The sequence below is a fragment of the Cryptosporangium japonicum genome (genome assembly GCF_039524755.1).
Taxonomy (GTDB): domain Bacteria; phylum Actinomycetota; class Actinomycetes; order Mycobacteriales; family Cryptosporangiaceae; genus Cryptosporangium; species Cryptosporangium japonicum.
In genome coordinates this window covers 22,279-49,190 of sequence record NZ_BAAAGX010000012.1, presented here as the reverse complement: position 1 = coordinate 49,190, position 26,912 = coordinate 22,279, and the positions used below count along the sequence as shown (strand labels likewise).

Below are 26,912 nucleotides of genomic sequence, written 5' to 3'. Positions count from 1 at the left end.
TGCGCCGGAGGCGCATTTCCGCTCTGACCTGGAGCCCGCCCAGGGCGTCGTTCTGGGCGGGCCGCCCACCTAGTTGGCCGGGCAGGTGAGGCCGTCGGGTGGGGGGTTGGTGGTCAGCAGGTAGTTGCTGATGTTCTCCCGGATGCAGGTCGTCTGCGGGTATGCCGTGTGCCCCTCGCCCTGCCACGTGACGATATGGCCGGTGCCGAGTCCACCGGCGAGCTTGGCGGTGTTCGCGTACGGCGTCGCCGGGTCGCCGGTGGTGCCGACCACGACGATCGGCGGCGCGCCGAACGCCGCCCCGACCGGGTACGGGTCGTGCGAGCCCGGCCAGACCGCGCAGCTGAGCAACGTCATCGCCAGCGGGGCGCCGAACAGCGGGTACTTGCGCCGCCACTCGGTCTGCAACGTGCGGACCTGCGCCACGGTGGGCGGGTTCCGCTCGTCGGTGCAGCCGATCGCGGTGAACGCGTCGGTCATGTTGTTGTACGAGCCGTCGGCGTTGCGCCCGGTGAAGCTGTCGTTCAGCGCGAACACGGTCGTGGGGTCGCCCTTGGCCACGTCGGCGATGGCCTTCTCCAGCGTCGGCCACTGCGACTTCACGTACAGCGCCGCGGTCACCGCGGAGAGCACGTGCCCGGTGGTGGCCGTCCGCTTCTCGCCGCCGCGCCCGGCCACCGGCTTCCGCTGGACCTTGACCAGCACGTCGTGCAGCGTGCGCCGGGCTTCCGGGCCGATCAGGCAGTTGGCGCCCCGCGCCCGGCACGCGGCCGCGAAGTTGTCGAACGCCTTCTCGAAGCCGGCGGCCTGCCCCTCCGAGGCGGTGATGCCGTCGAGGTTCGGGTCGACCGCGCCGTCGAGGACGAACGCCCGGATGCGCCCGGGGTAGAGGTGGGCGTAGACCGCGCCGAGCAGCGTGCCGTACGAGTAGCCGAGGTAGGTCATCTTCGCGTCGCCGACGGCCTCGCGGATCGCGTCCATGTCGCGCGCGGTCTGCTCGGTGCTGTAGTAGCCGAGCGACTGCCCGTACTTGCTCACGCACGGGTTGATCGACGCGCGCCAGAGCTTGACCTGCGCGTCGAACTCCGACTGCGGCGCGGGATCGGGGTTGGCCGCGGTGGTGGCGTCCTTGCTGGCCGCCGAGAGGCAGTCGACCGGAGCGGACTTGCCGACGCCGCGCGGGTCGAACCCGATGACGTCGAAGCGCTCCATGACCTCGCCCGGCAGGAACAGCGGGGTCTGCGCGGCCAGCTCGATGCCGGAGGCGCCGGGACCACCCGGGTTGACCAGCAGCGAGCCGATCCGGTTCTTCTGGTCGGTGCGCCGCACCCGCACCATCGCGACGTCGAACGTCGCGCCGGTGGGGTTCGCCCAGTCCTGCGGGACGCGCACCGCCCCGCAGTCCACCCGGACGCCGGAGAGCGACGTGCCGATCGACCGCTCGATCTCGGCTTTGCAGTCCGTCCACTTCGCCGTGCTCGTGTCCGGAGCGGCCGAGGGAGCGGCCGAGGGCGCCGAGCTCGACGAATCGGCGCGGGGGACGGTTCTCCACTCGCCGTCGGCGACGTTCGTGCCGCACGCGGACAACCCGACGGCGGCAGTGATGCTGACTATCACGAGGGAGAGCCGGGGGGAGCGGCGCAACTTCACGGAGAGCCCTTCAGTACGCGTTCCAGGTCAAACCGGACAGGACGGTCGAGCTGAGCATAAGTGCATGAACGGGGTTCCCGGTCGGGTCGCCAACGCTCGAAACGCGCAGTATGCCGGAATCGGTCGCCTTCCATGTGGTCGTAGGCCACTTCGACGACGAGCTCGGGCCGCAGCGGTTGCCACGACAGGTCCTTCTTGCCGGTCCACCGGCTCGGTGCGCCGGGCATGCGGGTGGGGGCCGACTCGCCCGGCGGCGGTGCCTCCGCGGTCTGCTCCGCCCACGCCGACCACGGATGCTCGGACACATCGGACAGCCGGTACTGCTCCAGCTCCTCCACCAGCTCCGCGCGCCGCTTCGCGGTGAACGACGCCGACACCCCGACGTGGTGCAGGTTCCCCTCGTCGTCGTAGAGGCCGAGCAGCAGCGAACCGACGATCGGGCCGGACTTGTGCCAGCGGAAGCCGGCCACCACGCAGTCGGCCGTGCGGGCGTGCTTCACCTTCTTCATCGTGCGCTTGCCGGGCTCGTAAGGACCGTCGGCCGCCTTGACGATCAGCCCGTCGAGCCCGGCGCCCTCGAACTGCTCGAACCACGACCGGGCGGTCTCCGGGTCGGTGGTCACCGGCGTGAGGTGGGTGCGCGGGCCGGACGGGCCGCCGTCCTCCCCGAACAGCGTGGCCAGCCGGGCCCGGCGCTCGGCGTACCCGGCCTCCAGCAGCGACTCGTCGCCGAGCGCCAGCAGGTCGAACGCGATGAAGTGCGCCGGCGTCTGCTCGGCGAGCAGGTTGACGCGTGACGCGGCCGGGTGGATGCGCTGCGCCAGCGCGTCGAAGTCGAGCCGGTCGTCGACGACCACGACGAGCTCGCCGTCGACGACGCACCGCTCCGGCAGCGAGCTACGAACCTCCTCGACCACCTCGGGGAAGTAACGCTGCAGCTCCTTGTTGCCGCGGCTGCCGAGCACGACCCGATCGCCCTCGCGGAAGATCAGGCAGCGGAACCCGTCGAACTTCGGCTCGTAGTACAGGCCCTCGCCGGCGGGGATGCCTTTCACCGGGCTGGCCAGCATCGGGTCGACCGGGGGTGCGACCGGCAGCCCCCACTGCACGTCTTCGTCACTGCCGGAACCTGGACTCATGCCGGTCAGTGAAGCAGAGAGGGGCGACAATAACGCAGCAACAGCACACCCTCGTCTTCGACGACGTGGGCGAGCGCGAGCGACCGGGGGTCGGGGGAGTGGGTGCCGGCGCTGATCCGGCCCGGCCCACCGCCGGCCAGCTGCGGGCTGATCGTCAGGCAGATTTCATCGACGCGGTCCGCGGCGGTCAGTGAAGCGAACAGGTGCGGTCCGCCCTCGCAGAGCAGCTGGCTCAGGCCGCGCTCGCGCAGCGCCGCGGTGAAGTCGGCCTCGTCGATCACGTCGGCCACCGCCTCGATCGCGCGGCGCCGGTCGGCCGGCGCGTCCGGGCCGGTGACCACGATCGGACGCACCGGCGCGTCGACCAGCGACGGGTGCGTCGGCGGGATCGAGAGCGACCCGGAGACCACGACGAGCGTCGGCACCGCGGCCAGGCCGAGCGCTTCGCGGCGGGCGCGCCGCTCGGCGTCGAGCGTCACCGGGCCGTAGTCCTCGGCCAGCGCGGTGCCGGCCGCGACCACGAGACCGTCGCACCAGCCACGGAGGAGCTTGAAGACCCGCTTGTCGGCCGGGCTCTGCAGGCCGGCGGAGAGACCGTCGACGCTGACCGCGCCGTCGACGCTGGCGACGAAGTTCATCCGCAGCCGCGGCACGCTCCGGTCGGTGGCGTACAGCCGCTCGAGCGCGGCGTCGTCGAGGTCGGCGGCGGCAGGGTGCAGGAGGCGCATGGGCCCACCGTAGGCTCGTACTGTGCACCTCTCCGACCGGCAGCCCGAGGTCGCTCCGGCTCGGCTCGTCGCCGAACTCGTTCCACCGCCCCGGTTCGCGGACGCGCGCTTCGAGACCTACCGCCCCGATCCGAACGAGCCGTCGCAGGCCGCGGCGCTCGCCGCCGTCCGGGCGTTCGCCGAGCGGCTGTCCGCGCCACCGCCGCGCAAGGGCCTGTTCCGGCGCGCGGCCCGTACGCCGGAGCAGAAGCCGGGCATCTACCTCGACGGCGGTTTCGGCGTCGGCAAGACGCACCTGCTGACCTCGCTCTGGCACGCGGCGCCGCAGCCGGCCGGGTACGGCACGTTCGTCGAGCTCACCCACCTGGTCGGTGCGCTCGGCTTCGCCGGCACGGTGGACGCGCTGGGGACGCTGCGCCTGCTCTGCGTCGACGAGTTCGAGCTCGACGACCCGGGCGACACCGTGCTGGTCTCGTCGCTGCTCACCCGCCTGGTGGAGCGTGGGGTCGCGTTGGCCGCGACGTCGAACACGCTGCCCGACAAGCTGGGTGAGGGCCGGTTCGCCGCCGAGGACTTCCTCCGCGAGATCCAGGCGCTCTCCGCGCGCTTCGACGCGGTCCGGGTCGACGGCCCCGACTACCGGCACCGGGACGCGGTCGAGCCACCGGCGCCGCTCGACGAGGACACGGTGGCCGAGCGGGTCGCGGCGCACCCGGCGGCCAGCATCGACGACTGGCCGACGCTGCTGGCGCACCTGGCGAGCCTGCACCCGTCCCGGTACGGCGCCCTGCTCGACGGCGTCGAGGCGGTCGGGCTCACCGGGTTGGCGCCGGTCGGCGACCAGAACACCGCGTTGCGCGTCGTGGTGCTGGTGGACCGGCTCTACGACCGCAGCCTGCCGGTGTTCGCGTCCGGCCGTCCGGTCGACGCGATCTTCCCGCCGGAGATGCTGGCCGGTGGGTACCGCAAGAAGTACCTGCGCGCGCTGTCGCGGCTCACCGCGCTGGCCCGCGAAGGCGCTACTCGGTAGACGGGCCGTTCGGGCGCTGGGGCGGGCGGGGCGTGCGGTGCTGACAGGAGCACCAGGTGCCACCGCGGCACTCGGCGTGGCGACCCTCGCGACAGGCCGGACAGATCACGTCCCCAGTGTGCGACGGACCCGGGTACCCCTGGTAAGGGGAGTGAGTAATAATAAGTCGCCGCGAAAGGGGCATTTGTTCTGAAGGGGTGGTAACACCTGCGTATGACCTCACCGGCGAGCACCGTACGCGCCGTTGCCGGCGCGCTGGTGGCGCTTCTCCTGTTGCTCGGCGGCGCCCGTCTGGCCGTCGGTCACTACGTCGCGTCCCGGTACGACGAGCGGGTACGCCGCGCGACCGACGCCGCGGCGGCCAACGCCGACCTGCTCCGTTCCCTCACCGAAGCCCAGACCGGCCTGCGCGGCTACCAGCTGACCGGCGACCCGTCGCTGCTCGACTCGTACCGGCGTGGCCTGGCCGGCTACGCCACCGCGCGGTCGGCGGTCCGCGAGGCCGCCGACCACGATCCGCTCCGCACGCTGGTGGCGGCCGAGGTCGACGAGGCCGACGCCTGGGTGGCGTCCAGTGCCCCGCTCGGCGACGCCCCGACCGGCAGTGCCGACGTCTCGGTGATTCTGCGGGGCGAGCGGCAGTTCGCCCGGCTCCGATCGGCGAACGCCGACGCCACCCGGGAGTTCGACGCCGAACTCACGGCCGAGCGCGAGCGTGCACGCCGGGTCGGGCAGGTCAGCGACCTGGTGACGGCCCTGCTGGCGGTGCTCGCGGCCGGGCTGGTCGTCGCGCTGGGGCGGCGCGCCGACCGAGCCGCCGGACCGTTCGAGGAGATGCGCACCGTCCTCGCCCGCCTGCGCGCGGGTGACCGGTCGGCGCGGGGGCGGCCGACCGGTTCGCCGGCCGCCCGGGAGGCCGTCGAGGCGCTCAACGAACTGGCCGAGGACCACCAGCGGCTGCACTCGTCCGAGTCGGGCCGGGCCGAGGCCCGGCAGCGTGCCCACGACCTGGGCGCCAACGTCCGGGCGACGCTCGATCCGGGTGCCCTCCTCGACGAGGTCGTCGCCGGTCTCGGCGCGGTGCTCGAGGCCGACCACGTCTATCTCCGGCTCGCCGACGGCGCGGACCGGCTCTGGAGCCGCCCCGGGCTCGCCACGCCCGCGGTCGAGTCGCTGCGTGCCGGTGAGCCGGTACCCGGTGCCGCGCTGACCACGATCTTCACGATCGACGCCGAGTCGACCGGCTCGCTCCTGCTGGTGCGTGCCCGCCCCTGGTCCGACGACGAGCGGGTGCTGCTGGACGCGGTCGCCGCCGACACCGGCCGCGGGCTGCACGTCGCCCAGGTCTACGAGCACCAGCGGGAACTGGCCGAGCGGTTCCAGGACCTCGACCGCCAGAAGACCGACTTCATCTCCACCGTGTCGCACGAACTGCGGACGCCGTTGACCAGCATCCTCGGCTACCTGGAGATTCTGCTCTCCGGTGACCAGGGTGAGCTCACCGATCCGCAGGAACGCAGCCTGAAAGTGGTCGAGCGCAACGCCGAGCGGCTGCGTGAGCTGGTGGGCGACCTGCTGACGCTGTCCAGGATCGGCTCCGGGAGCCTGGAGATGACCGCGACCCGCGTCGAGGTGGGGTCGCTGCTCGACGGGGTCCGCGAGGTGTTCGGGCCGGTCGCGGCCGGTGCGGGGGTGGCCCTGGACGCCGGCGGGGGAGACGGGCTCGCGGTGGTGGGCGACGATCGGCAGCTCGAGCGGGTGCTGCACGACGTCGTCGGCAACGCGGTGAAGTTCACGCCGGACGGCGGGTCCGTGCGCGTCGCCGCGCGCGGCGAGAACACCCGCGTGGTGTTCGAGGTCGTCGACACCGGCATGGGGATTCCGGCCGCCGACCAGGACCGGTTGTTCCAGCCGTTCCAGCGGGCGTCGAACGCCGTGACCAGCGCGGTGCAGGGCACCGGCCTGGGGTTGGCGATCGCCCGGTCGATCGTCGAACGCCACGGCGGCGAGGTGACGCTGCGCTCCGCGGTGGGTGAGGGCACGACGGTCACGATCGCCCTGCCCCGCGCCGTCGGCGCCGTCTCGGAGTCCGAAACCGCGCTCGACCCCCGCGAGGCCGCGATCCGGGCCGCCAAGGCCAGGGCCCTCTCGCGGGCGCGCTAGCTCGGGTCGAGCGGGCCGCTCACGCCGGGCCGAGGATCGCGGCGATGCGGGCGACCAGCTCGCGAGGGCTGAACGGTTTGACGACGTAGTCGTCGGCGCCGACGTCGAAGCCGGCCTCGATGTCGGCCTCCTGGGCCCGCGCGGTCAGCAGCAGCACCGGAACCTTCGCGGTGGCGGCGTCCTTGCGCAGCTCGCGGCACACCTCGAGGCCCGACATGCGGGGCATCGAGACGTCGAGCACGACGAGATCCGGCGTGGTCTCGCGGGCGGCGGCCAGCGCCGCCGCACCGTCGGTGGCGGTCACCAGGTGGTAACCCGCCTGCTTCACCTTGAAGGTCACCAGCGCCAAGATGTCCGGATCGTCGTCGGCGATCAGAACCGTACTCATCTAGCCCCCAGTACGCCGCCCAGATAACCGACATTAGCGTAGTTAGCATACCGAAAGGTGCCCGACCCCGCCTTTCCCTCAGGTGAACCCCTGTCGCGTCGAAGAAGTGCGTGACGACCCAAGGGAGACAGACGTGGACGAGTTGGACGACATCGTTCAAGAGTTCCTGGTCGAGAGTCATGAGAACCTCGACCAACTCGACCGGGACCTGGTCGCGCTGGAGCAGCACCCGGACTCTCGTGAATTGCTGTCCAGCATCTTCCGCACGATCCACACGATCAAAGGCACGAGCGGGTTCCTCGCGTTCCACCGTCTGGAGACGGTGACGCACGCGGGTGAATCGCTGCTCTCCCGGCTCCGCGACGGCGCGCAGTCGATGAACGTGGAGAGCGCCAACGCGCTGCTGCGCATGGTCGACACGGTCCGGGGCCTGCTGACCTCGATCGAGGAGAACGGCGCCGAGGGCGAGGTCGACGTCCAGAGCGTCATCGAGCAGGTCACCGCCTGCATCGAGGACGGGTCGGGCAAGCCCAAGGCGGCTCCGGCCGCGGCCGCACCCGCGGCGGAGGCCCCGGCTCCCGAGGCGCCCGCCGACGAGCCCGAGGCTCCGGCCGCCGAGGCGCACGACGAGCCCGAGCCCGAGCCGGCCGCCGAGGAGCCCGCGCACGAGGAGCCGGCCAAACCCGCGGCGCCCGTCCAGCGTGCCGGCGGTGCCGGTGCGCCTCCCGGCCCGCCCGAGCCCGGCGAGGAGGGTTCCGCGCCGCAGCGCCGGAGCGTCGCCGAGAGCTCGATCCGTGTCGACGTCGACCTGCTCGACGCGCTCATGCGGCTGGTCGGTGAGCTGGTGCTCACCCGCAACCAGCTGGTCCGCGGCGTCTCCGAGATGAGCGACCCGGCGCTCACCCGCACCACCCAGCGGCTCAACCTCATCACCTCCGAGCTGCAGGAATCGGTGATGAAGACCCGGATGCAGCCCATTGACCAGATCTGGTCGAAGCTGCCCCGAGTCGTCCGTGACCTCTCCAGCCAGCTCGGCCGCCAGATCCGCCTGGCGATGGAGGGCAAGGACACCGAGCTCGACCGGTCCCTGCTGGAGTCGGTCAAGGACCCGCTGACCCACCTCGTCCGCAACGCGGTCGACCACGGCATCGAGCCGCCGGACGTCCGCCAGGCCGCGGGCAAGAACCCCGAGGGCACGCTGACGCTGCGCGCGTACCACGAGGGTGGCCACGTGGTCGTCGAGGTCGCCGACGACGGCGCCGGCATCGACCCGGAGCGGGTCGCGGCCACCGCGCTCGACCGCGGCGTGATCACCCGCGACCAGCTGGCCCGGATGGAGACCAGCGACATCCTCCAGCTGCTGTTCCAGCCCGGCTTCTCCACGGCGAAGAAGGTCACGAACGTCTCCGGCCGCGGCGTCGGCATGGACGTCGTCAAGACCAACATCGAGAAGATCGGCGGCACCGTCGACGTCGACTCGACGCCGGGTCGCGGCACGGTCTGGCGCCTCACGATCCCGCTGACGCTGGCGATCATCCAGGCGCTCACCGTCGAGTGCAGCACCGAGCAGTACGCGATCCCGCAGATCGCGGTGGACGAGCTCGTGTTCGTCGACGGCTCCTCGGACAAGAACATCGAGCACGTCTCCGGCGCGCCGGTCTACCGGCTGCGCGGCAAGCTGCTGCCGCTGGTCCGCCTGGACGAGAGCCTCGGCCTGCCGGTCGGCTCCAACGACAAGGACGTCTACATCGCGGTTCTCCAGGCCGAGGGACGCCGCTTCGGCCTCGTCGTCGACCGGGTCCTCAACACCGAGGAGATCGTGGTCAAGCCCTTGGCGACGCTGCTCAAGGACATCGGCGTGTACCAGGGGTCGACGATCCTCGGCGACGGAAAGGTCGCGCTCATCCTCGACGTCCAGTCGCTCGCCCGCCGCTCGCTGCTGGCCGCCCAGGCCGTCGAGAAGAGCGGGCTCGGGGCCGAGTCCCAGCAGTCGCAGAACCGGCAGGGCAGCGGCAACCGCCTGCTCATCACCGGGGTCGGCGACCGCCGCGTCGCGGTGCCGCTGGACATGGTCACCCGGCTCGAGGAGTTCCCGATCGAGAAGATCGAGCGGGTCGGCAGCCGGGAAGTGGTGCAGTACCGGGGCCGGATCCTGCCGCTGGTGCGCCTCGCGCACCTGCTCGGGGCGTACCCGGCCGAGGACGGCGACTCGGTGCCGGTGGTCGTCTACAGCGAGCGCGGCCGCAGCGTCGCGCTCGCGGTGGAGAAGATCGTCGACATCGTCGAGGACTCGACCGACACCCACAGCGACCTGGACGACTCCGGCCTCACCGGTTCGGCGGTCATCCAGCAGCGTGTCACCGAGATGCTCGACGTCCGGCAGGCGATCCTGGCGGCTGACGTCAACTTCTTCGACGCGATGGACGAGTACGAGGACCAGTACGCCGGCGGTCTCGAGGAGATGAGCGCGGTATGAGCTCGCGTCAATACACCACCTTCGAAGTGGCGGACCAGCTGTTCGGGGTCGACGTCGCCAAGGTCGTGGAAGTGCTGCGCTTCAGCGAGTACACGCGCGTCCCGCTGGCCGACCGGTCGGTCGGCGGCCTGATCAACCTGCGTGGTCAGGTCATGGCCGCGGTGGACCTGCGGGTGCGGCTCGGCCTGGAGCCCAGGGACATGTCCAAGCCGTCGATGAACGTCATCGTGTCGGAGGAGGGCGAGGCGATCAGCCTGCTCGTCGACAAGATCGGTGACGTCGTCGAACTGCAGTCCGACACGTTCGAGCCGCCGCCGGACACGCTCGCCGGACCGCTGCGTGAGCTGATCATCGGCGCGTTCAAGCTCGACAGCCGGCTGATGCTGGCGCTGGACGCGAAGCGCGCGGTCGACCTGGCGTCGAGCACGGCCAAAGCCGCGGCGAGGTAGACCATGTCCCGATCGAAGACGAAGACCGACGCGCTGACCGCCGAGGAGCGTGGGCTCCTGGACTCGGTGAGCGAGCAGGCCGCGCTGCTGGCGATGCTCACCGGGTCGGTGCCGACGGCGGGGGAGCCGCCGACCGGCACCGTGGACCTGATCGGCGCGCTCGGCCCACTGGAGCACCCGCACACGCCCGGCAGCGACCCGCTGCAGGCGTTCGGGCTCGTCGCCCCGCGGTTCGCCCGGGACGCCGAGAGCGTCGCCACCGAGCTCGGGGCCGCCTGAGCACATCACCGTCCGTGACGGTATGCCGTAGTTCACACCAGAGGACGTCGCGCGCTTGAACCGATCGCGCGACGTCCTTTTTGGACGTATCCCATCCGCCGGTGAACCCTTGGCGGACCGGCGAACGGCTGTCAGACTGGCATCCGTGTACAGCCTGGTCAGCGCCCCCGTTCTCGGTTTCGACCTCACCCGGATCGAGGGTGGGGCGGCCGTCTCCGACGTCCTCACGCGTGCGCTCACGCTGACGCCGGACGATCTGGAGGTGCTCGCCGAGTACCGCTCCGACGACGGTCAGCGGGCCGATCTGTGGGCCGCCGTCGAGATCGCCACCACCGTTCAGCCTACGGTCCGTGACGTCGCCGGGCTGAGCAAGGCCGACCCGGACGCCTCGGTGGAGAAGCGCGCCAGCGCCGCACTCGGCCTGCTGCAGCGGGCGCCGCTGGGCACCGTGGACGGCCTGATCCAGTGTGCCCGGTACGACGTCCTGGACTGGACCTGGAGCGCGGCCGACGGCTCGGAGTCCGGCCGCGCGCCCCAGTTCCCACCGGTGCAGCGCGACGGGGAGCCGGTCCCCAAGCCGGCCAAGGTGCAGTCGGAGGCCGCCTCGGCGGCCACCGCGGTGATCTGCGACGCGCTCGTCGCCGGGTACCTGCGCTCACAGCTCGACGACGACACCCGGCGGCGCCTGGCGACTCCCTGGGTGGCGGCCAGCCGTCGCCTCCCGGAGCGGGAGACCGCGCTCGGCCCCACCGAGTCGTCCGTGCGCGCGCTGCTCGACCGGGTCGGCAGCCTGAGCCAGCAGGACGGTGCGCGGCTGTACAAGGCGGCCGAGGCCGGTCGGCGCGACTCGGCCAGCTGGGCCCCGGCGATCCACTCGGCGTCCTGGGCCGTGCACCTGGCCGGCCGGATCCGCGAGGCGGCGGCGGCGCAGTTTTTACTGGTCCAGGCAGTGGAGACCAGCGGGATACCGATCACCGAGCGGGCCGCCGGCGTGTGGAACCTGCTCAGCGGCGCGATGCAGGCTCTCGCGGCGCGCGACCTCGTCGACGCCGCGACCGCGCACCGCTTGCTCGGCCCGGTCCTCGCGACTCTGGGACCGTCCGCGCTCGGCTCGTAACCCGGGTCACACCTTTCGCTCAGCCTGCCCGTCCGGTGACCGATAGGGACGCCGTGACGGCCCCGAGGTGCGTCCCGTCCTGCTGCGGCGTGGGCCTCGGCACGGGAAGGCGGCGCGTGTGATCAAGGTTCTAGTGGTCGACGACTCGGTCGTCGTCCGGCGCTTGATCGTTGACGCACTCAGCGACGATCCCGGCATCGAGGTCGTCGGTACCGCGTCGAACGGGCGACTCGCTCTGGCGAAGATCGAGGAGCTCAAGCCGGACGTCATGACGCTGGACATCGAGATGCCGGTGCTCGACGGCATCGGGACGCTCAAGGAGCTGCGCCCGAAGCACAAGCGCCTCCCGGTGATCATGTTCAGCACGCTCACCGCCAACGGCGCCTCGGCGACGCTGGAGGCGCTCTCCGCCGGCGCCACCGACTACGTCACCAAACCGGCGAACGTCGGCAGCGTCCGCGAGTCGATAAAGAGCGTCCGCGAGCAGCTGATCCCGCGCATCTACGCGCTCGGGCCCAAGCAGCGGCCCGGAGCCGCGCCCACCCGCCCGGGAATGCCGCCGGCACGCCCCGGCACGGCACCGCCCGGCCGCCCCGGCGCCCCGCTCGCCGGCCGTCCCCCGCTCGGTTCGCCGGCCGCCCCGTCCGGGGGCATCCGCGCCCCGATGCGGCCGGCGAAGAGCAAGACCCCCGGTCAGCGGATCGACGTGATCGCGGTCGGCTGCTCCACCGGCGGGCCGGATGCGCTGGCCAAGGTCGTCCAGGGCTTTCCGAAGGACCTCCCGGTTCCGGTGGTCGTCGTTCAGCACATGCCGCCGATTTTCACCAAAATGTTCGCAGATCGCCTAGATCGGGCAAGTGCAGTAAAAGTGGTCGAAGCGACGGCGGACATCCCCTTGGATGCCGGGACGGTATACATCGCGCCCGGCGACAAGCACCTGGAAGTCGTCCGGAAAGGCACTTCCGTGCTCACCAAGCTGCACGAGGGACCGCCGGAGAACTCCTGCCGCCCGGCGGTGGACCCGCTGTTCCGATCGGTGGCGACGGTCTTCGGGGCGCACGCCCTGACCGTCGTGCTCACCGGCATGGGACAGGACGGCAAGAAGGGCTGCGAGGTTCTGGCGAAGGTCGGTAGCGAAATAGTGGTCCAGGACGAGGAGACATCTGTGGTCTGGGGCATGCCCGGGGCCGTCGCGCAGGCCGGGCTCGCCGACGTGGTGCTGCCGCTCGGCTCGATTTCCGACACTCTGCTCAGTCGCGTCGGCCACGGCCGAACCAACCGGTTGGCGGTGGTCCGATGAGCCTCGCGGCGCACGAGTTCCAGTTCGTCAGCAGCCTGGTCCGCCGCGAGGCGTCGATCGTGCTGGAACCGGGCAAGGAGTACCTGGTCGAGGCGCGGCTGCTGCCGCTGGCACGCAAGGCGGGGCTCGCGTCGGTCACGGAATTCCTGCTCCGGGCGCAGAGCCCGTCCGGCCGGCAGGACCGCGACAGCATCGTCGACGCGCTGACGACGAACGAGACGTCCTGGTTCCGCGACCGCGAGCCGTTCACCGCGATGACCGAACTCGTCATCCCGAACGTCGTGAAGTCACGCGGACCCTCGCGTCACCTGCGGGTCTGGTCGGCGGCGTCCTCCAGCGGCCAGGAGCCGTACACGCTGGCGATCCTGCTGAAGGAGAACCTGCCCCCCGGCTGGACGTACGAGATCCTCGGCACCGACATCTCGACCGAGATGCTGGCCCGGGCCGAACGCGGCCGGTACAGCCAGCTGGAAGTCAACCGCGGCCTGCCCGCCCCGCTCCTGGTGAAGCACTTCACCCGGGCCGGCGCGGAGTGGGAGGTCGCGGCGCCGATCAAGAAGGCGGTCTCCTTCAAGCGGCTCAACCTGGCGGCACCGTTCCCCCCGATGCCGGCCTTCGACGTGGTTTTCCTGCGCAACGTCCTCATCTACTTCGACGTGGAGACCAAGCGGGGCGTGCTCAAGCGCATCCGGAATCTGCTGAAGCCGGATGGGTGGCTCTTCCTCGGCGCCGCCGAGACCACGATGGGAATCGACGACGGCTTCGAACGCGTCGTCACCGGACGGACGTCGGCCTACCGGCCGCGGACCGGTACTTCGGCGCCGGTCGGCGTCACGGGGAAGGGGTGAGGCGAGTGCTCTGCATGGTCATCGACGACTCGCGAGCGATGCGACTGATCCTTCGACGCATCGTCACCGGTCTGAACTTCGACGTGGTCGAAGCCGGCAACGGGCGGGAGGCGATGGACCGCCTCGAGGAACTCGAGGCGGTTCCGGAGCTGGCCCTCATCGACTGGAACATGCCCGAAATGAACGGTCTGGAGTTCGTGACCGCCGTTCGCGCGGACAAGAAATACCGGGGGATGACCCTGATGATGGTGACGACCGAGAGCGAGCACGGACAGATCGTCCGCGCGCTCGCGGCCGGCGCGCACGAGTACGTGATCAAGCCGTTCACGCCCGATGCGATCGTCGACAAGCTGGTCATGCTCGGCCTGATCCCGGACGGAGCGCACGCGTGAGCGCGACGATGGCCCCGACCGGCGACGACCTGCAGCAGATCGCCGAGCAGGTGTGGGCCTCCTACCTCGACACCGACGGCGCCAAGCCGCTCATACCGCTGCCGCCGGACAAGCTCTCCAAGGACGTCGTCGCCGGTGTCGCGGTCAGCGGGGCCTGGCACGGTCTGGTGCTGGTGGCGTGCTCGGACGTGGCGTCCAAGGAAGCGGCCGCGGCGCTGCTCGGAATGGAGTCCGACGACGTCACCGAAGGCGACGTCGACGACGCGCTCGGCGAGCTCGCGAACGTGATCGGCGGCAACGTCAAGAGCCTGCTGCCCGAGCCGTGCACGCTCGGACTTCCCGAGGTGCACAACAACGCCGACGGCGACCCGTGGCTTGCCGGCGACGAAATATGCCGGTTTGAGGCGACCTGGATGGGTGAGCCTATGGAGGTCAGCGTGCTGGAGAAGCCGCAAGGGGGAGGGACCGAATGAAAATCCTGATTGCCGACGACAGCCGGGTGATGCGCCAGATCGTGACCCGGACGCTCAGGCAGGCCGGGTACGACGGCCACGACCTGGTCGAGGCCGAGGACGGCGCCGAGCTGGTCGCGAAGGCGAACGCCGACAGCTTCGACCTGGTGCTGTCGGACTGGAACATGCCCAATCTGACCGGCATCGAGGCGCTCCGCGCGCTCCGGGCCGGCGGCAACAACACGCCGTTCGGCTTCGTGACGTCCGAAGGCACCCAGGAGATGCGCGACACGGCTGCCGCGGGCGGCGCGCTGTTCCTGATCGCGAAGCCGTTCACGGCGGAAATGTTCAAGGAACAACTGGACTCGATTCTGGGGTGACCGGATGACACAAGCCACTACCCAGCTGCCGTCCCCGAAAGACGTCCGGGACATGCTGGAAGAACTGCTCGGCAAGGACATCACGGTGGGCGACGGCAACCCGCCGTCCGCGGCCGACCTGCAGAAGGCCACCGTGGCCGTCTACATCGACGACAGCAACAAGGTCACCGGTGTCAGCGGGATGGACCTGCCGCTGTCGGCGTGGATCGGTGCGGCGATCGGCCTGATCCCCAAGGGTGGGGCCGAGGCCTGCGTCGAGGACGGCGACCTCTCCAAGATGGTCGGCGAGAACGTCCGCGAGGTCTGCAACATCATGGCCGCGCTCCTCAACAAGGAGGGCACGCCGCACCTGCGGCTGGAGAAGGAAAGCGTGTACCTGCCCGGCGAGCCGGCTCCGGCCGACATCCAGGGGCGGTGCGTCGCGCTCGGCGCCCGCCTCGACCTGGCCGTGGCCGTGGCCGGGTACGGCTCCGGGCGGCTCTGGATCTCGCTGGCGGGTTGAGATGGGCGGCGGCATCGGGGTGACCGCGCCGCGCGGTCACCCCTGACGCCGCTCCGGCCAGGCGACGTCGTCGACGGCGAGGAACGGCCTCGTCGCCACGGCGGACGGGGTCGCCCCGGTGAACGCCAGCACCTCGCGGTGCAGATGCGACTGGTCGGCGTACCCGCACTCGGCCGCCACCCGCGCGGCACCGCGCCCGCCCGCGAGGCGGTGCGCGGCGTCGTCGAAGCGGACGAGCCGCGCCGCCTGCTTGGGCGTCAGGCCGATCTGCGACCGGAACCGCGACCACAACCGCTGACGACTCCAGCCGACGTCGGCCGCCAGCCGTTCGACCCGGACGTGCCCGCGGCTCCGGCGCAGCCGCGCCCAGCAGTACGCGACCTCCGGGTCGGCCGCGCGCCCCTCCTCGAGACGCGCGGCCAGCGCCGTGCGGGCGATCGCGAACCGGTCCTCCCAGCTCGCCGCGGCCAGCAGCCGCCCCCGGAACCGCCGGGCGTCGCGCCCCCACAGGTCGTCGAGGCCGACCAACTCGCCGGCGAGGTCCGCGCCCAGCACCGCGTGCGCCACCACCGGCGACAACCGCACCTGCAGACACGCGAAGCCGCCGGCCGGGCCGCAGCCGCGCGCCCCCCGGGGCACCAGCCCGGCGACCACGCATCCCCGCCGCCGGGCGCCGGTGGCGTCGGCGACGACCAGTGACTCCTCGCCCAGGTCGAGGATCAGCGACACGGCGGAGTGCGGAACCATGTCGACGTCGATCGGCGTGCCGGAGTGGTCGCTGAACGCCGCCATCGTGACGCCGGGCGGCCCGGACCGGCCGGGAACCGTGATGTCCCAGCCCGGCGCACCGGCTCGCGCGGATCGCACGGCCTCAGCGTACGAGCGTGGCGGCGAATTCCAGCAGGAGCGCGGCGGTCGGCTCCGGCGCTTCGAGCGGCGGGGTGTGGCCCACCCCCGGCAGCAGCTCGATCCGGGCGCCGGGCACGACCCGGTACGCCTCGGCCGACGACGCCAGCCACCGCTCGTCGTCGGCGCCGAAGATCACCAGCAGCGGGAGCCCCGAGCCGCGGAGCCGCTCCGGCAGGCCGCGCTGTCCGAGGTAGTCCTGATAGGCGTTCAGCACGCCGCGGAAGTCCCGGTGGGGCATCCGTCGCAGCTGCTCGAACCACTCCTCGGGGATGTGCACGCCGGCGGCGGTGCCGCGGGCCGCCTTCGCCATGCTCCTCGGGCTGCGCAGACGCCAGAGCAGCGCGCCGGGGAACCGGGTGCGGACCAGCCGGAAGAGCAGGCTCTCCGGGAGTTGGGCGGCCAGGTCGGGGCCCATGTCGAGCAGCGCCACGGCCGCCGTGAGGTCGGGACGCTCCTCGGCGAGCGCGGTCGCCAGCATGCTGCCCGACGAGTGCCCGACCGCGGTCACGCGCGTGCGCCCGAGCCGGTCGAGAACGGCGGCGATGCGGCGGACCTGGGTCGCGACGTCGTAGCGCGGCGGAGTGCCGTGGCCGAGCAGATCGACGCGGACGACGTAGTGGCTCTCCGCGAGCGCGGGAACCACCGGGGTCCACATCGCGCTCGGGGCGGCGGCGTTGGTGAGCAGCAGCAGGGTGGAGGTGTCCGGGTCGCCGTCCACCAGTACCTGCACGTCGGAATCGGGCATCACGATCGTCTCCCGCGGTCGAGTCGGACCGCGAGCGTCTCCCGTGCGCCGGAACGGCGTCTTGAACGAATGTTCCCGTCAGGCGGGGCCGTTGCCCTCGGCTTCGGCGGCGGCGGCCTCGGCGGCGGCACGGCGCTCGGCCTCGGCCTGGCGCATCTCCTCGAGCTGACGCTCCAGCTGGTGCTCCTCGTGGATGCGTTGATAGGTGTTGTAGAGCATCCGCAGGAACCCCAGCATGACCGCCGCCACCAGCACCGCGATCAGGTAGCGGATGAGTGCGGTGTCCATGTCGAGGTCCCCGACCACGAACGCCTGCCACAGCGCCGGCCCCGCCAGCAGCGCGGCCAGCAGCAGCACGGAGTAGCGGGCGAACATCAGAGCCCGCCCGGCTCGTCGTCGGGCCACCAGACCGGACCCGGGTGACCGTTCGCCGCCGGCCCGGGCGCGCCGTACCCGTTGACGCCCCGACCGTTGAGCTCGTGACCGTTGAGCTCGTGACCGGGCGGCGGGTACTCCACCGGCGCCGACGCGCGGTACCCCACGTCCGGGGCGCGGTGCGTCGTTCGCCGTGACCCGGCCGGCTCCTCCGCGACCGCCGCGTGGGCACCGCGGTGGCCGGCCGGCAGCTCCAGCGGCATGACCGGCGCGATCGGGCCGTCGGGCAGCGGGCCGCCGGTGAGGCGCTCGCACAGCAGCGTGGTCCAGCGTCGCGCGGTGGCCGGTCGGCCGTCCAGCATCACCACCGGCAACCCGAAGTGCAGCACGCTGCCGGGCTCGACGGTCTCGTCGGCGCCGTGCACGGCGAGCGCGTCGACCCGGTCGAGCGCGTCCAGGAACCGGGCCGTGTCGGCGTTCTTGCGCGTCGCGTCGACGCAGGCCCAGACCTGCGTCGGGGCGAGCGCGGCGATCGTCGCGCGCGGCGAACCGTCGGCGGACGGCGTCACCGCCGCCGGACGGCCGATCGGCGAGCCCGCCGTGGCCTCGACGACCACGATCCGCGGACCGGCCGACGAGTGCAGCTCGGCCGCGCGCCGGACCGCTTCCTCCGGGCCGGAGATCCGGTGCGAACGACGCAGACCGGTGCCCGCGATCGAGCCCGCGACCAGCGTCGCCGACGGATCGATACCGGCCGACAACGCGGCGATCTGCCCCGCCACCACGAGCGCCGGTTCGGTGTCGCCGACGATCACCAGCACCTCACCGGGGCGCGACGGCAACGCGGGCGGGTAGGGCAGCCCGGCCACCGCCCGAGCCACCGCGGTCCACGGATCCGGACCGACCGCGCGGGCCGCGATGTGCACCGGGACGCCGTTGCGGACCAGCTGCACCGCCGGATGGTCGTAGCCGTTGCGGGTGGCGGGTTTGGGAGGCAGCCTTCGGACCGGTTGGACGGCGGTGGGGGGTCCGTCGTTCTCGCCGTACCCACCGGGGCCCATCGGCCCGCCGTGGTTTCCGCTCACGCCGTGGTTTCCGCTCACGCCGTGGTTTCCGCTCACGCCGTGGTTTCCGCTCACGCCGTGGTTTCCGCTCACGCCGTGGGGTCCGCCGTTCGGTCCGAGCGGGATGTTCGGTCCGGTCGCGCCGTTTCGTCCGGCGGGGGTGTGCGGTCGGCCCGCGCCGGTCGGTCCGCCCCTGCCGTGAGGTCCGCCCGGGGTGGTCGGGTCGCCCGGGCCCGGAACGCTGGCTCGTCCGGTCGCGGAAGGAAGGTGATCGGCACCGGGTGCCACGTACCCCGAGGCCGCGAGATCCGGACGCGCGACCGCCGCCGCACCCCACTCCGCCGCCGCGGCGGGAGCGGAACGGCGCGGCGCCGGAGACACCGGGTGAGCCCCGCGCACGGTACGCCGCCGCGATTGCGGCCGAGCGATCGGAACCTCCGCCGTGACCGCGCTTTCCTCGTCCTCGTCGAGGTCGTCGAGGTCGTCGAGGTCGTCGAGCTCGTCGAGCTCGTCGACGACCGAGAACTGGTGCCCGACGGTCTCGTAGTGCCCGGCCGGTTCGCGGTCGGATTGTGGGAGGCGACCCGGTTCCGCGTTGCCTTCGGCATCGTTGTGGCGCCGTGCTCCGACCAGGCGCTGCGGACGTTCCTCGCGTTCCGCATCGCCGTAGCGAACCGGCGCGTCGTGATCCAGTGGCCCGTCGTCGAGGTCCGGGTGGCGTTGCCGATCGGGCGCGTCGCGGTGCTGCGGGTCCCCGTGCTGTTCCCCCGCATCGTCGCGTCGTGCGCCGTCACGCCGTCGCCCACCGGCCGTGGAGGAGATGGCTCGTTGGCGCGAGCTGTCGGCAGCCACCGCCGGGTCGTCCGGGGCGTCGGAACCAGCCGCCTCGTCGGGCGCCGAACCATCGGCACCGGGGCTCGACACGATCCGCATGCGCCCATTACGCCGACTCGCGTTGCGCTGCTCGTTCTCCGCGGCCTCAGCGGCAAGCTCCGCCGCCCGCCGCCGCGCCCGTTCGGCGAGCTTCGCGGCGACCGAAGGCCCAGTCAGCATCGGCCCTCCGCTCGAACCGGCTTCCGCGCCACCCCCACGCCCAGCAGCTCCTCGCCCAGCAACTCCTCGCCCAGCAACTCCCCGCCCGCCACCGCCGGCCCCAGCGGTCCGAACCGCAGCGGCCCCAGCGCTGGCAACTTCAGCGCCCGCAACTCCAGCGCCGGCCGTTCCGGCCCCAGCCGTTCCGGCCCCGGCAGTTCCGGCCCCGGCGGTCCCGCCCTGCCCGGCGGTCCCGCCCTGCCCAGCAGTCCCGCCCTGCCCGACAGCCCCGCGCCCGGCATTGCCGGCTCCGGCAGGCCCGTGTCCGGCATTACCGGTCCCGGTAGCTTCGTGCCCGGCCAGACCGGTCCCGGTAGCTCCGTGCCCAGTCACATCGGTCCCGGTAGCTCCGCGCCTGGTGATACCGGCCCCGGAGGCCCCGCGCCCGGCACTGCTGGCCCCGGAAGCTCCGCGCCCGGCACCGCTGGCCCCGGAAGCTCCGCGCCCGGCACCGCTGGCCCCGGAAGCTCCGCGCCCGGCACCGCTGGCCCCGGTGTCCCTGGCCCCGGTGTCCCTCGCATCCCTGGTCCCGGCATCCCTGGTGCCCCCACGCCCAGCAAGGTTGCGCCTTGCGCTCCAGGCTTCAGCACCCCCGCCCCCGGCAACTCCGGACCCGATGCCTCCGGCTCCAGCACCTCCGGCTCCAGCACCTCCGGCTCCGGCACCTCCGGCTCCAGCACCTCCGGCTCCGGCACCTCCGGCTCCGGCACCTCCGGCTCCGGCACCTCCGGCTCCAGCACCCCCGGCCCCAGCGGTCCCAAGCCCGGTGCCTCCGTGATCGGCGCCCTCGCCCCCAGCGAAGCCACGCCCCGGATCCCAACCATTGGCATCCCCGGCTCCGGCGCCCCCGTGTCCGGCGAAACCATCCCCGGCAGCCCCGTGTCCGGCGAAACCATCCCCGGCAGCCCTGTGCCCAGCGCCTCCGGCTCCAGCGCCCGCGGTTTCACGGCCACCGTGCTCGGCACCATCGGACCCAGCAAACCCACGGCCACCATTCGTAGCCTCGGCACCTGCAGCCCCAGCACGCGCGCCCCCGGCACCCATGCCCCCGGCACCGGCGCCCCCGGCACTGGCGCCTCGGGGGACCTCGAGCCCTCGATCCCCAGTGCCCGGTCCGACCGGCGAATCCGCGTCCCCGGCATCAGCCAACCCGTCGAACACCCCGGCCCGCCCCGGACCGACCCCCGAACCCGGCCGCTTCCCGGACTCGATCGTGCGCCGTGCCGCATCCCCGCTCCGCGCGGCCAACACCTCCGCGAACAGCGCCGCGTTCCCCGGCCGCCCCGGCGCGTTCCCCGCCCCCGGCGCGTTCCCCGCCCCCGGCGCGTTCCCCGCCCCCGGCGCGTTCCCGGGCAGAGCCGCGTTCCCGGGCCCAGCCGCGTTCCCCGGCCCGGAAGCCGGCCCGAAATTCGGCTCTGGAGCCGGCCAGGCTCCCGGCCCAGCCCCCGACCGAGACCCCGGTCCAGCTCCCGACCGAGACCCCGGTCCAGACCCCGGCCCCGACCGAGACCCCGGGCCTTCGATCGAATCCTGTGCCTCCGCCCGCGCGAGCAGCGCCGTCAACCCGTCCGCGTCCTCGTCGACCTCGGCCCCGTCCTCGCCCGGCGACTCCTCCGGATCGAGGATGTCGACCGCGATCTCGAAGCGCTGCTTCGCGAAGAAGCCGGCCAACCCCCCGCTGCGCACCCGTTCGGCGGACACGATCCGTGCGGCCGACCCGTGTTCCTCCTTGATCTTCGCGAGCAGCGATTCCAGATCCGGACCCTCAAGCAACAGCCGGGTAGACACCGCCCACCACCCCCACGGTCTCGATCTGGGCGGAGACGCCCGAGATCTCGGTGTACGACAGCACCGGGAGGCGCGGCGTCGCGAGCCGGACCAGCCGCTGCAGCGGCAATCTCAGGACCGGCGAGCAGACCAGCACCGCGGTGGTGCCGCGCTGCTCCGCCGTGTCGAACAAGCGGTGCGCTTCGGTGACCAGCGCCTCGGCCCGCGCGGTGTCGACGCCGAGCTGGATGCCGCCCTCGCCGGGGCGCAGCGACTCCAGCAGCGCCTGCTCGATCTGCGGGTCGAGCGTCATCACGGGCAGCCGCCCTTCGACGACGTAGTGGTTCGCGATCGCCGGGCCGAGCGCGCTGCGTGCGGCCTCCAGCAGGCCGTCGGGGGTGCTGCCGGCCTTCGCGGCCAGCGAGAGGCCCTCGAAGATCCGCACCAGGTCGCGGATCGGTACGCCCTCGTCGAGCAGGTGCTGGAGCACCCGCTGGATCTCGCCGAGGCTGAGCAGCGCCGGCGTCAGCTCCTCGATCACGACCGGGTGCGACCGCTTCACGACCTCGGTGAGGTTGCGGACGTCCTCCCGGCCGAGTAGCCGCGACGCGTTCTGCCGGACCACCTCGGCCAGGTGCGTGATCACCACCGAGGCCCGGTCGACGACGGTCGCGCCCATGATCTCGGCCTGGTGGCGCAGCTCGGCCGGGATCCACTTGCCTTCCAGCCCGAACACCGGCTCGTGCCCGGCCCGCCCGGGCAGCGCTTCGAGCCCGTCGCCGATCGCCAGCGCGGTGCCGGGCGGCGCCTGCCCGCGGGCCACCTCGACGCCGCTGATCCGGATGCCGTAGCTGGACAGCGGCAGGTCCAGGTCGTCGTGGGTGCGTACCGGCGGCATGATGATCCCGAGCTCGAGCGCGACCTTGCGACGCAGCGCACGTACCCGGTCGAGCAGGTCGCCGCCGGACGTGTCGACGAGGTCCACCAGGTCGGGCGCGAGCGCGAGTTCGAGCGGGTCGACCCGCATCTCGCCGAGCAGCGCTTCCGGCGAGTCGGGCGACGGCCCGGTCGGCGCGGCGGAAGCGGCCTGCTCGGCGGCCGCCTCCTCGAGCTTCTGATCCGCCGAGGGCAGCCGGGTCGCGAGGAACAGCGTCGCGGCGCCCAGCAACAGGAACGGCAGTTTGGGCAGGCCGGGGATGAGGCAGAGCGCGAGCGCGGCGGCCCCGGCGATCTGCACCGCGCGTTTCTGCGCGCCGAGCTGCCCGACCACCGACGTCCCCATGTCGCCGGACGTCGCCGAGCGGGTCACGATCAGACCGGTCGACACCGATAGCAGCAGCGCCGGGATCTGGGAGACCAGACCGTCACCGATGCTCAGGAGGCTGTAGGTGTTGACCGCCTCCATCGGGGCCATGCCCTTCTGGAGGATCCCGACGGTCATGCCACCGATCAGGTTGATCGCCGTGATGACGATCGCCGCGATCGCGTCACCTTTGACGAACTTCGAGGCACCGTCCATCGAGCCGTAGAAGTCGGCCTCGGCGGCGACGTCCTCGCGGCGGCGGCGCGCCTCGGCCTCGTCGATCAGGCCGGCGTTGAGGTCGGCGTCGATCGCCATCTGCTTACCGGGCATCGCGTCGAGCGTGAACCGGGCGCCGACCTCCGCGACGCGCTCGGCACCTTTGGTGATGACCAGGAACTGGATGACGACCAGGATCAGGAACATCACCAGGCCGATGATCAGCGAGCCACCGACGACGAAGTGACCGAAGGCCTCGATGACGTGCCCGGCGAACCCGTCGAGCAGCACCAGACGGGTGGCGCTGATGTTGAGCGCGAGCCGGAACAGCGTCGCGACGAGCAGCAGCGCGGGGAAGATCGAGAAGTCCAGCGGGCGCGTGACGTACAAGCTGACCAGTACGATGACCAGCGACAACGTGATGTTCAAGGCCAGCAGGATGTCCAGCAGAAAGGTCGGCAGCGGCACGACCATCATCACGATGATGGATACGATGCCGACCGGTACGGCGAACGGCCCGATCGCCTTGAAGTTCACGGCGCTCCGCAGGTACGACGACATGCCCGATCCATCGGGCTCCCCGCTGCCGTCCTGGCTCGTGTCCCATCGGCACCGGGGCCCGGCGCCTGAGTAATTCTTTTGCTTCACCCGGCGCATCACCCGCCGATGTCATCGACGTGCACCCAGTCCCCGCGCCGCCGCAGCCCGTCGCGGACCGAACCGAGACGCTCTACGTGGCCCGGCAACCCATCGTGAACCGCGAGGGACAACTGGTCGCCTACGAGCTCCTGTTCCGTGACGCTCCCGGCGCGACCGCGTCCACCGAGCGTGCCGCGGCGGCCACCAGCCGGGTGCTGGTCAACGCGTTCGCGGAGTTCGGGCTGGAGCGCCTGGTCGGGGACCGGCTCGGGTTCGTCAACCTCACCGCCGAGTTCCTCGCCGGTGACCTGCCGCTGCCGTTCGCGCCGGACCTGGCCGTGCTGGAGGTGCTGGAGACCGTCGAGGTCGACGACCGGGTGGTGGCCGGCGTCGCCGACCTGGCCCGGCAGGGGTACGCGATCGCGCTCGACGACTTCGTCTGGGGCACCAGCATCGACCGGCTGCTCGACTACGCTTCGTACATCAAGTTCGAGGTCGCCGGCGTCGATCCGGCGCTGCTCGGTGAGCGCGTCGCGACCGCGCGCCGACGTCGCCGGGGCATCACGCTGCTGGCCGAGCGCCTGGAGACCGACGCGGACTACGAGCTCGCCCGCGACCTGGGCTTCGAGCTGTTCCAGGGCTATCTGCTCGGCCGGCCGGAGACGTTGAGCGCGGAGGCGATCAGCCCGTCGAAAGCACGTCAGCTCGAGCTGCTCGGCCTGCTGACCAGTCCCGACGTGGACCTGCCCAAGCTGTCGGCGGTGATCGCCGCCGACCCCGGGCTGGCGCTGCGCATCCTGCGGGCGACGAACTCGGCCTCGATCGGGCAGCGGCGCCGGATCGCGTCGATCCAGGACGCGGTGGTCATCCTCGGGCTCGAGCGGCTGCGTCAGTGGCTCGCGGTGATGATCGTGAGCGACCTGTCGGGCGCCGGCGAGGCCGACCTGTCGATCCCGATGGTGCGCGGCCGGTGGATCCAGAACATCGCGACGCAGGCGCACCTGCCCGCCGACGTCGGCTTCACGATCGGCCTCCTGTCCGGCGTGGCGGAGCTGCTGGGCGTCGACGCCCGTGACCTCGCCGATCGGTTGCCGCTCACCGACGAGGTGCAGGCCGCGCTGGTCGAGGAGCAGGGTGAGTTCGGCGTCGTGCTGAACGCGATCCGGGCCTACGAGTCCGGTGCGCGCGGGATGGCGCGGGTGCAGAACAAGCTCTCGCTGGCCGTGCTCGCGAAGAGCTACCTCGAGGCCGCCGCCTGGCAGGTCTCCACGTCCTCCGCAATTCGCTAGCGAGGCAATTCGCTAGCGGGGCGATTCGCCAGCGAGGCCGTTAGCTAGCGGGGCGGAGCCGCCGGGACGCCGCTATTCGCTCGGGAGCGCCACCCGGCGGTTGGCCGGCAGCGTGTGGGTACCGGCCGCGGCGCCCTTGGCCTTCAGCGACATGACGAACGCCAGCACGGTCGCCACCGCCGCGTAGAGCTCCGGCGGGATCTCCTGCCCGATGTCGCACGCCTTGTACAGCGTGCGGGCCAGCGCGACGTCCTGGATCACCGGCACGCGGTTCTCGGTGCCGAGCTCGCGGATCTTCTGCGCGATCGTTCCGGTGCCTTTAGCGACCACCCGCGGCGCGCCTTTCAGCGGGTCGTACCGGAGCGCGACCGCGTAGTGCGTCGGGTTGACGATGACGGCGTCGGCCTTGGGGACGTCGGCCATCATGCGGTTGCGGGCCATCGCCATCTGCTTGGCCCGGATCGCACCCTTGACGTGCGGGTCACCCTCGGTCTTCTTGTGTTCTTCCTTGATGTCCTGCTTGCTCATCCGCAACTGCTTGTCGGTCCGACGCTTGGCGACCGCGTAGTCGGCGGCGGCCATCACGAGCCCGGCCGCGGCCGCCGACCGGATCAGCCGCTCCACCGTGACGACGACCTGCTCCATGATCACTTCGGTGGGGATCTGCCCGTTGCCCATCAGGACCGGGATGACGTCCTTGATCGACCAATAGAGAACGGCGCCGATCACCCCGCTCTTGACGATCGTCTTGATCGCCTCCCACAGCGCGTGCGGGCCGAGGATCTTCTTGAGTCCGGAGAACGGGTTGAGCTTGCTCAACTTCGGCTTGAGCAGCTTCGTCGCGAAGTTCAGGCCGCCCTGTGCGGCGGTGGCGCCGATGCCGGTGAGCATCATGCCGATCGCGAGCGGCGCGACCGCGAGCCCGATCGCCGGCAGCAGGTCGGGGATGAGCGAGAGCATGCGGCCCGCGTCGGGGTTCTCGATGACGTCGATCGCCTTCTCGAACAGCGTCCGGGCGCGGTCCATCATCGCGCGGATCACCATCGGCAGCAGGAAGCTCGCCAGCAACATGCCCACCCAGGCCCCCAGGTCGGGGGTGCGGGCTATCTGGCCCTCCTTGCGGGCCTTCTTCTTCTTTTGCGGTGTCGGCTTCTCGGTCTTCTCACCGGACATGGCTCAGGCCCTGATCACGGTCATCACGGCCACCACCGCGGTGTCGACGACCTCCTCGACCATGCCCGGCACGATGCCGATCGCCAGCCCGCCCAGCAGCATCGTCATCAGGATCTTGACCGGAAAACCCAGCGAGAACGCGTTGAGCGCCGGCGCCGCCCTGGTGAGCAGGCCGAGCGCGACGTCGGTGCAGAAGAGCACTGCGATCAGCGGTCCGGCGATCTGCAGCGCGGCCAGGAACATCTGCCCGATGCCCTCGGTCAGCACGTGGCCCAGCGCGGCGAACGACAGCACGCCGGTCAGCGGCACCGCGTCGTAGGACTCCGCGAAGCCCCGGATGATCAGCGCGTGGCCGCCGGTGGCGAACAGCAGCGTCGTGGCGAGCAGGTTGTAGAAGCGGCCGAACGGGGCGGTCTGCGTGTTCGCCATCGGGTCGTAGGCCATCGCCACCTGGAAACCGCCGAACATGTCGATCAGGTCGCCGGCGACCTGGAAGGCGGTGAACAGCAGCGAGGTGATGTAGCCCAGCGCGGCGCCGACCACGACCTGCTGGGCGGCGCTGGACACGAGCGGGGCCCACTCCATCGGCGGCGCCTGGCTCTGCACGGCCGGTCCCACCGCGAGGGCGATCGAGAGCGCCAGGATCGCCTTGATCCGGGCCGAGATCATCGGCGCGGCGAACGGCGGCACCACGACCAGCCACGCCGACGCGCGGACGGTGGCCAGCAGCAGCGCCACCACCTGCGACCCCTCGAACTGCCAGGTCATGACCCGGACAGCAGCGTGGGTATCCGGGCGTAGATCTGCGTCGTGTACGACACGAGCTCGTGCAGCATCCAGTTGCCGCCGAGCAGCAGCGCCGCACCGGCGGCGATGGCCTTCGGCACGAACGAGAGCGTCTGTTCCTGGATCTGGGTCACCGACTGGAACAGCGAGATGAGGAAACCGACGGCGAGCGTCGTCAACAGGATCGGCGCACTGAGCTTCGCGATGATCGTCATCGTGAAGAGCCCGATCTCGATGATCTGCGCATCGGTCATGGCGTCT

25 protein-coding genes are annotated in these 26,912 nt (G+C 71.8%); 13 read left to right on the top strand and 12 right to left on the bottom strand.

Annotated elements, in window-relative coordinates; genetic code table 11:
- Nucleotides 1-69: 69 nt before the first annotated feature.
- Genes ABD437_RS15715 through ABD437_RS15705 form a run of 3 tightly spaced genes read right to left on the bottom strand, consistent with a single transcriptional unit; the run spans nt 70 to nt 3,517 of the window.
- A complete protein-coding gene (locus ABD437_RS15715) occupies nt 70-1,617 on the bottom strand; it encodes an alpha/beta hydrolase (RefSeq protein WP_425558164.1) in 1,548 nt (515 codons plus the stop codon).
- Between the two features lie 29 nt (nt 1,618-1,646).
- On the bottom strand, nt 1,647-2,789 hold the full coding sequence (locus ABD437_RS15710) for an ATP-dependent DNA ligase (protein WP_344649578.1): 1,143 nt from the start codon (nt 2,787-2,789) through the stop codon (nt 1,647-1,649).
- Between the two features lie 5 nt (nt 2,790-2,794).
- Complete coding sequence (locus ABD437_RS15705; protein WP_344649577.1) at nt 2,795-3,517, bottom strand: pyrimidine reductase family protein; 723 nt, start codon at nt 3,515-3,517, stop codon at nt 2,795-2,797.
- Between the two features lie 22 nt (nt 3,518-3,539).
- Here ABD437_RS15705 and zapE point away from each other — a divergent pair, with 22 nt between their 5' ends.
- Together zapE and ABD437_RS15695 are read left to right on the top strand one after the other, a co-directional pair.
- Nucleotides 3,540-4,547, top strand: a complete 1,008-nt coding sequence (zapE, locus tag ABD437_RS15700; protein ID WP_344649576.1) for a cell division protein ZapE — start codon at nt 3,540-3,542, stop codon at nt 4,545-4,547.
- 213 nt (nt 4,548-4,760) lie between these two features.
- Nucleotides 4,761-6,710 carry a sensor histidine kinase gene (locus ABD437_RS15695; protein WP_344649575.1) on the top strand — a complete coding sequence of 650 codons (1,950 nt, stop codon included), beginning with the start codon at nt 4,761-4,763 and terminating at the stop codon, nt 6,708-6,710.
- A 19-nt stretch (nt 6,711-6,729) separates the two neighbouring features.
- On the opposite strand, the gene ABD437_RS15690 is transcribed toward ABD437_RS15695, so the two are convergent.
- Complete coding sequence (locus ABD437_RS15690; RefSeq protein ID WP_344649574.1) at nt 6,730-7,098, bottom strand: response regulator transcription factor; 369 nt, start codon at nt 7,096-7,098, stop codon at nt 6,730-6,732.
- A gap of 133 nt (nt 7,099-7,231) precedes the next feature.
- On the opposite strand from ABD437_RS15690, the gene ABD437_RS15685 reads away from it, so the two are divergent.
- From ABD437_RS15685 to ABD437_RS15640, 10 genes are all read left to right on the top strand, one after another.
- Nucleotides 7,232-9,574: a chemotaxis protein CheW gene (locus ABD437_RS15685; RefSeq protein WP_344649573.1), complete on the top strand. Its 2,343-nt coding sequence runs from the start codon at nt 7,232-7,234 to the stop codon at nt 9,572-9,574.
- Nucleotides 9,571-10,023: a chemotaxis protein CheW gene (locus ABD437_RS15680; RefSeq protein WP_344649572.1), complete on the top strand. Its 453-nt coding sequence runs from the start codon at nt 9,571-9,573 to the stop codon at nt 10,021-10,023. Before ABD437_RS15685 ends, ABD437_RS15680 begins: the two co-directional genes overlap by 4 nt.
- A 3-nt stretch (nt 10,024-10,026) precedes the next feature.
- Nucleotides 10,027-10,302: a hypothetical protein gene (locus ABD437_RS15675; RefSeq protein ID WP_344649571.1), complete on the top strand. Its 276-nt coding sequence runs from the start codon at nt 10,027-10,029 to the stop codon at nt 10,300-10,302.
- A gap of 145 nt (nt 10,303-10,447) precedes the next feature.
- A complete protein-coding gene (locus ABD437_RS15670) occupies nt 10,448-11,419 on the top strand; it encodes a hypothetical protein (RefSeq protein WP_344649570.1) in 972 nt (323 codons plus the stop codon).
- Between the two features lie 118 nt (nt 11,420-11,537).
- On the top strand, nt 11,538-12,719 hold the full coding sequence (locus ABD437_RS15665) for a protein-glutamate methylesterase/protein-glutamine glutaminase (protein ID WP_344649569.1): 1,182 nt from the start codon (nt 11,538-11,540) through the stop codon (nt 12,717-12,719).
- The gene (locus ABD437_RS15660) at nt 12,716-13,567 is read left to right on the top strand and encodes a CheR family methyltransferase (protein WP_344649568.1); all 852 of its coding nucleotides are present in this window, start codon (nt 12,716-12,718) and stop codon (nt 13,565-13,567) included. Before ABD437_RS15665 ends, ABD437_RS15660 begins: the two co-directional genes overlap by 4 nt.
- A gap of 14 nt (nt 13,568-13,581) precedes the next feature.
- Nucleotides 13,582-13,959, top strand: coding sequence for a response regulator (locus ABD437_RS15655; RefSeq protein WP_035850078.1), 378 nt, complete (start codon nt 13,582-13,584; stop codon nt 13,957-13,959).
- Nucleotides 13,956-14,432 carry a chemotaxis protein CheX gene (locus tag ABD437_RS15650; protein ID WP_344649567.1) on the top strand — a complete coding sequence of 159 codons (477 nt, stop codon included), beginning with the start codon at nt 13,956-13,958 and terminating at the stop codon, nt 14,430-14,432. Before ABD437_RS15655 ends, ABD437_RS15650 begins: the two co-directional genes overlap by 4 nt.
- Nucleotides 14,429-14,791 carry a response regulator gene (locus ABD437_RS15645; protein WP_035850079.1) on the top strand — a complete coding sequence of 121 codons (363 nt, stop codon included), beginning with the start codon at nt 14,429-14,431 and terminating at the stop codon, nt 14,789-14,791. The genes ABD437_RS15650 and ABD437_RS15645 overlap by 4 nt, the downstream gene beginning before the upstream one ends.
- Before the next feature lie 4 nt (nt 14,792-14,795).
- The gene (locus tag ABD437_RS15640) at nt 14,796-15,293 is read left to right on the top strand and encodes a hypothetical protein (RefSeq protein ID WP_344649566.1); all 498 of its coding nucleotides are present in this window, start codon (nt 14,796-14,798) and stop codon (nt 15,291-15,293) included.
- Between the two features lie 36 nt (nt 15,294-15,329).
- On the opposite strand, the gene ABD437_RS15635 is transcribed toward ABD437_RS15640, so the two are convergent.
- The 5 genes from ABD437_RS15635 to flhA all read right to left on the bottom strand — a co-directional run bounded on the left by ABD437_RS15635 (nt 15,330) and on the right by flhA (nt 23,325).
- Nucleotides 15,330-16,160 carry a helix-turn-helix domain-containing protein gene (locus ABD437_RS15635; protein WP_425558158.1) on the bottom strand — a complete coding sequence of 277 codons (831 nt, stop codon included), beginning with the start codon at nt 16,158-16,160 and terminating at the stop codon, nt 15,330-15,332.
- Nucleotides 16,161-16,164: 4 nt separating this feature from the next.
- Nucleotides 16,165-16,947, bottom strand: coding sequence for an alpha/beta fold hydrolase (locus ABD437_RS15630; RefSeq protein WP_344649753.1), 783 nt, complete (start codon nt 16,945-16,947; stop codon nt 16,165-16,167).
- Nucleotides 16,948-17,025: 78 nt separating this feature from the next.
- Nucleotides 17,026-17,322: a hypothetical protein gene (locus tag ABD437_RS15625; protein WP_344649565.1), complete on the bottom strand. Its 297-nt coding sequence runs from the start codon at nt 17,320-17,322 to the stop codon at nt 17,026-17,028.
- The gene (locus ABD437_RS15620; protein ID WP_344649564.1) at nt 17,322-19,439 is read right to left on the bottom strand and encodes a hypothetical protein; all 2,118 of its coding nucleotides are present in this window, start codon (nt 19,437-19,439) and stop codon (nt 17,322-17,324) included. The genes ABD437_RS15625 and ABD437_RS15620 overlap by 1 nt, the downstream gene beginning before the upstream one ends.
- A gap of 1,804 nt (nt 19,440-21,243) precedes the next feature.
- A complete protein-coding gene (flhA, locus tag ABD437_RS15615) occupies nt 21,244-23,325 on the bottom strand; it encodes a flagellar biosynthesis protein FlhA (RefSeq protein WP_344649563.1) in 2,082 nt (693 codons plus the stop codon).
- A 116-nt stretch (nt 23,326-23,441) separates the two neighbouring features.
- Between flhA and ABD437_RS15610 the strand changes: the two genes are divergently transcribed.
- Nucleotides 23,442-24,692 carry an EAL and HDOD domain-containing protein gene (locus tag ABD437_RS15610; protein ID WP_344649562.1) on the top strand — a complete coding sequence of 417 codons (1,251 nt, stop codon included), beginning with the start codon at nt 23,442-23,444 and terminating at the stop codon, nt 24,690-24,692.
- A 72-nt stretch (nt 24,693-24,764) separates the two neighbouring features.
- Here ABD437_RS15610 and ABD437_RS15605 read toward each other — a convergent pair whose 3' ends face one another.
- From ABD437_RS15605 to ABD437_RS15595, 3 genes are read right to left on the bottom strand one after another with little or no spacing between them, the layout of a single operon-like run.
- Entirely contained in the window at nt 24,765-25,865 is a 1,101-nt protein-coding gene (locus ABD437_RS15605) for an EscU/YscU/HrcU family type III secretion system export apparatus switch protein (protein ID WP_344649561.1), read from the bottom strand.
- Nucleotides 25,866-25,868: 3 nt separating this feature from the next.
- The gene (gene fliR, locus ABD437_RS15600) at nt 25,869-26,633 is read right to left on the bottom strand and encodes a flagellar biosynthetic protein FliR (protein WP_344649560.1); all 765 of its coding nucleotides are present in this window, start codon (nt 26,631-26,633) and stop codon (nt 25,869-25,871) included.
- Nucleotides 26,630-26,905: a flagellar biosynthetic protein FliQ gene (locus tag ABD437_RS15595; RefSeq protein WP_344649559.1), complete on the bottom strand. Its 276-nt coding sequence runs from the start codon at nt 26,903-26,905 to the stop codon at nt 26,630-26,632. The genes fliR and ABD437_RS15595 overlap by 4 nt, the downstream gene beginning before the upstream one ends.
- Nucleotides 26,906-26,912: the final 7 nt, after the last annotated feature.

What these genes read in the sequence shown, in the direction of transcription:
- ABD437_RS15605 (WP_344649561.1), bottom strand. Translation starts at nt 25,865, where the DNA reads ATGTCCGGTGAGAAGACCGAGAAGCCGACACCGCAAAAGAAGAAGAAG.
- ABD437_RS15645 (WP_035850079.1), top strand. Translation starts at nt 14,429, where the DNA reads ATGAAAATCCTGATTGCCGACGACAGCCGGGTGATGCGCCAGATCGTG.
- ABD437_RS15625 (WP_344649565.1), bottom strand. Translation starts at nt 17,322, where the DNA reads ATGTTCGCCCGCTACTCCGTGCTGCTGCTGGCCGCGCTGCTGGCGGGG.
- ABD437_RS15710 (WP_344649578.1), bottom strand. Translation starts at nt 2,789, where the DNA reads ATGAGTCCAGGTTCCGGCAGTGACGAAGACGTGCAGTGGGGGCTGCCG.
- ABD437_RS15660 (WP_344649568.1), top strand. Translation starts at nt 12,716, where the DNA reads ATGAGCCTCGCGGCGCACGAGTTCCAGTTCGTCAGCAGCCTGGTCCGC.
- ABD437_RS15655 (WP_035850078.1), top strand. Translation starts at nt 13,582, where the DNA reads ATGGTCATCGACGACTCGCGAGCGATGCGACTGATCCTTCGACGCATC.
- fliR (WP_344649560.1), bottom strand. Translation starts at nt 26,633, where the DNA reads ATGACCTGGCAGTTCGAGGGGTCGCAGGTGGTGGCGCTGCTGCTGGCC.
- ABD437_RS15690 (WP_344649574.1), bottom strand. Translation starts at nt 7,098, where the DNA reads ATGAGTACGGTTCTGATCGCCGACGACGATCCGGACATCTTGGCGCTG.
- ABD437_RS15680 (WP_344649572.1), top strand. Translation starts at nt 9,571, where the DNA reads ATGAGCTCGCGTCAATACACCACCTTCGAAGTGGCGGACCAGCTGTTC.
- ABD437_RS15705 (WP_344649577.1), bottom strand. Translation starts at nt 3,517, where the DNA reads ATGCGCCTCCTGCACCCTGCCGCCGCCGACCTCGACGACGCCGCGCTC.
- ABD437_RS15695 (WP_344649575.1), top strand. Translation starts at nt 4,761, where the DNA reads ATGACCTCACCGGCGAGCACCGTACGCGCCGTTGCCGGCGCGCTGGTG.
- ABD437_RS15620 (WP_344649564.1), bottom strand. Translation starts at nt 19,439, where the DNA reads ATGCTGACTGGGCCTTCGGTCGCCGCGAAGCTCGCCGAACGGGCGCGG.
- ABD437_RS15675 (WP_344649571.1), top strand. Translation starts at nt 10,027, where the DNA reads ATGTCCCGATCGAAGACGAAGACCGACGCGCTGACCGCCGAGGAGCGT.
- flhA (WP_344649563.1), bottom strand. Translation starts at nt 23,325, where the DNA reads ATGTCGTCGTACCTGCGGAGCGCCGTGAACTTCAAGGCGATCGGGCCG.
- ABD437_RS15630 (WP_344649753.1), bottom strand. Translation starts at nt 16,947, where the DNA reads ATGCCCGATTCCGACGTGCAGGTACTGGTGGACGGCGACCCGGACACC.
- ABD437_RS15595 (WP_344649559.1), bottom strand. Translation starts at nt 26,905, where the DNA reads ATGACCGATGCGCAGATCATCGAGATCGGGCTCTTCACGATGACGATC.
- ABD437_RS15640 (WP_344649566.1), top strand. Translation starts at nt 14,796, where the DNA reads ATGACACAAGCCACTACCCAGCTGCCGTCCCCGAAAGACGTCCGGGAC.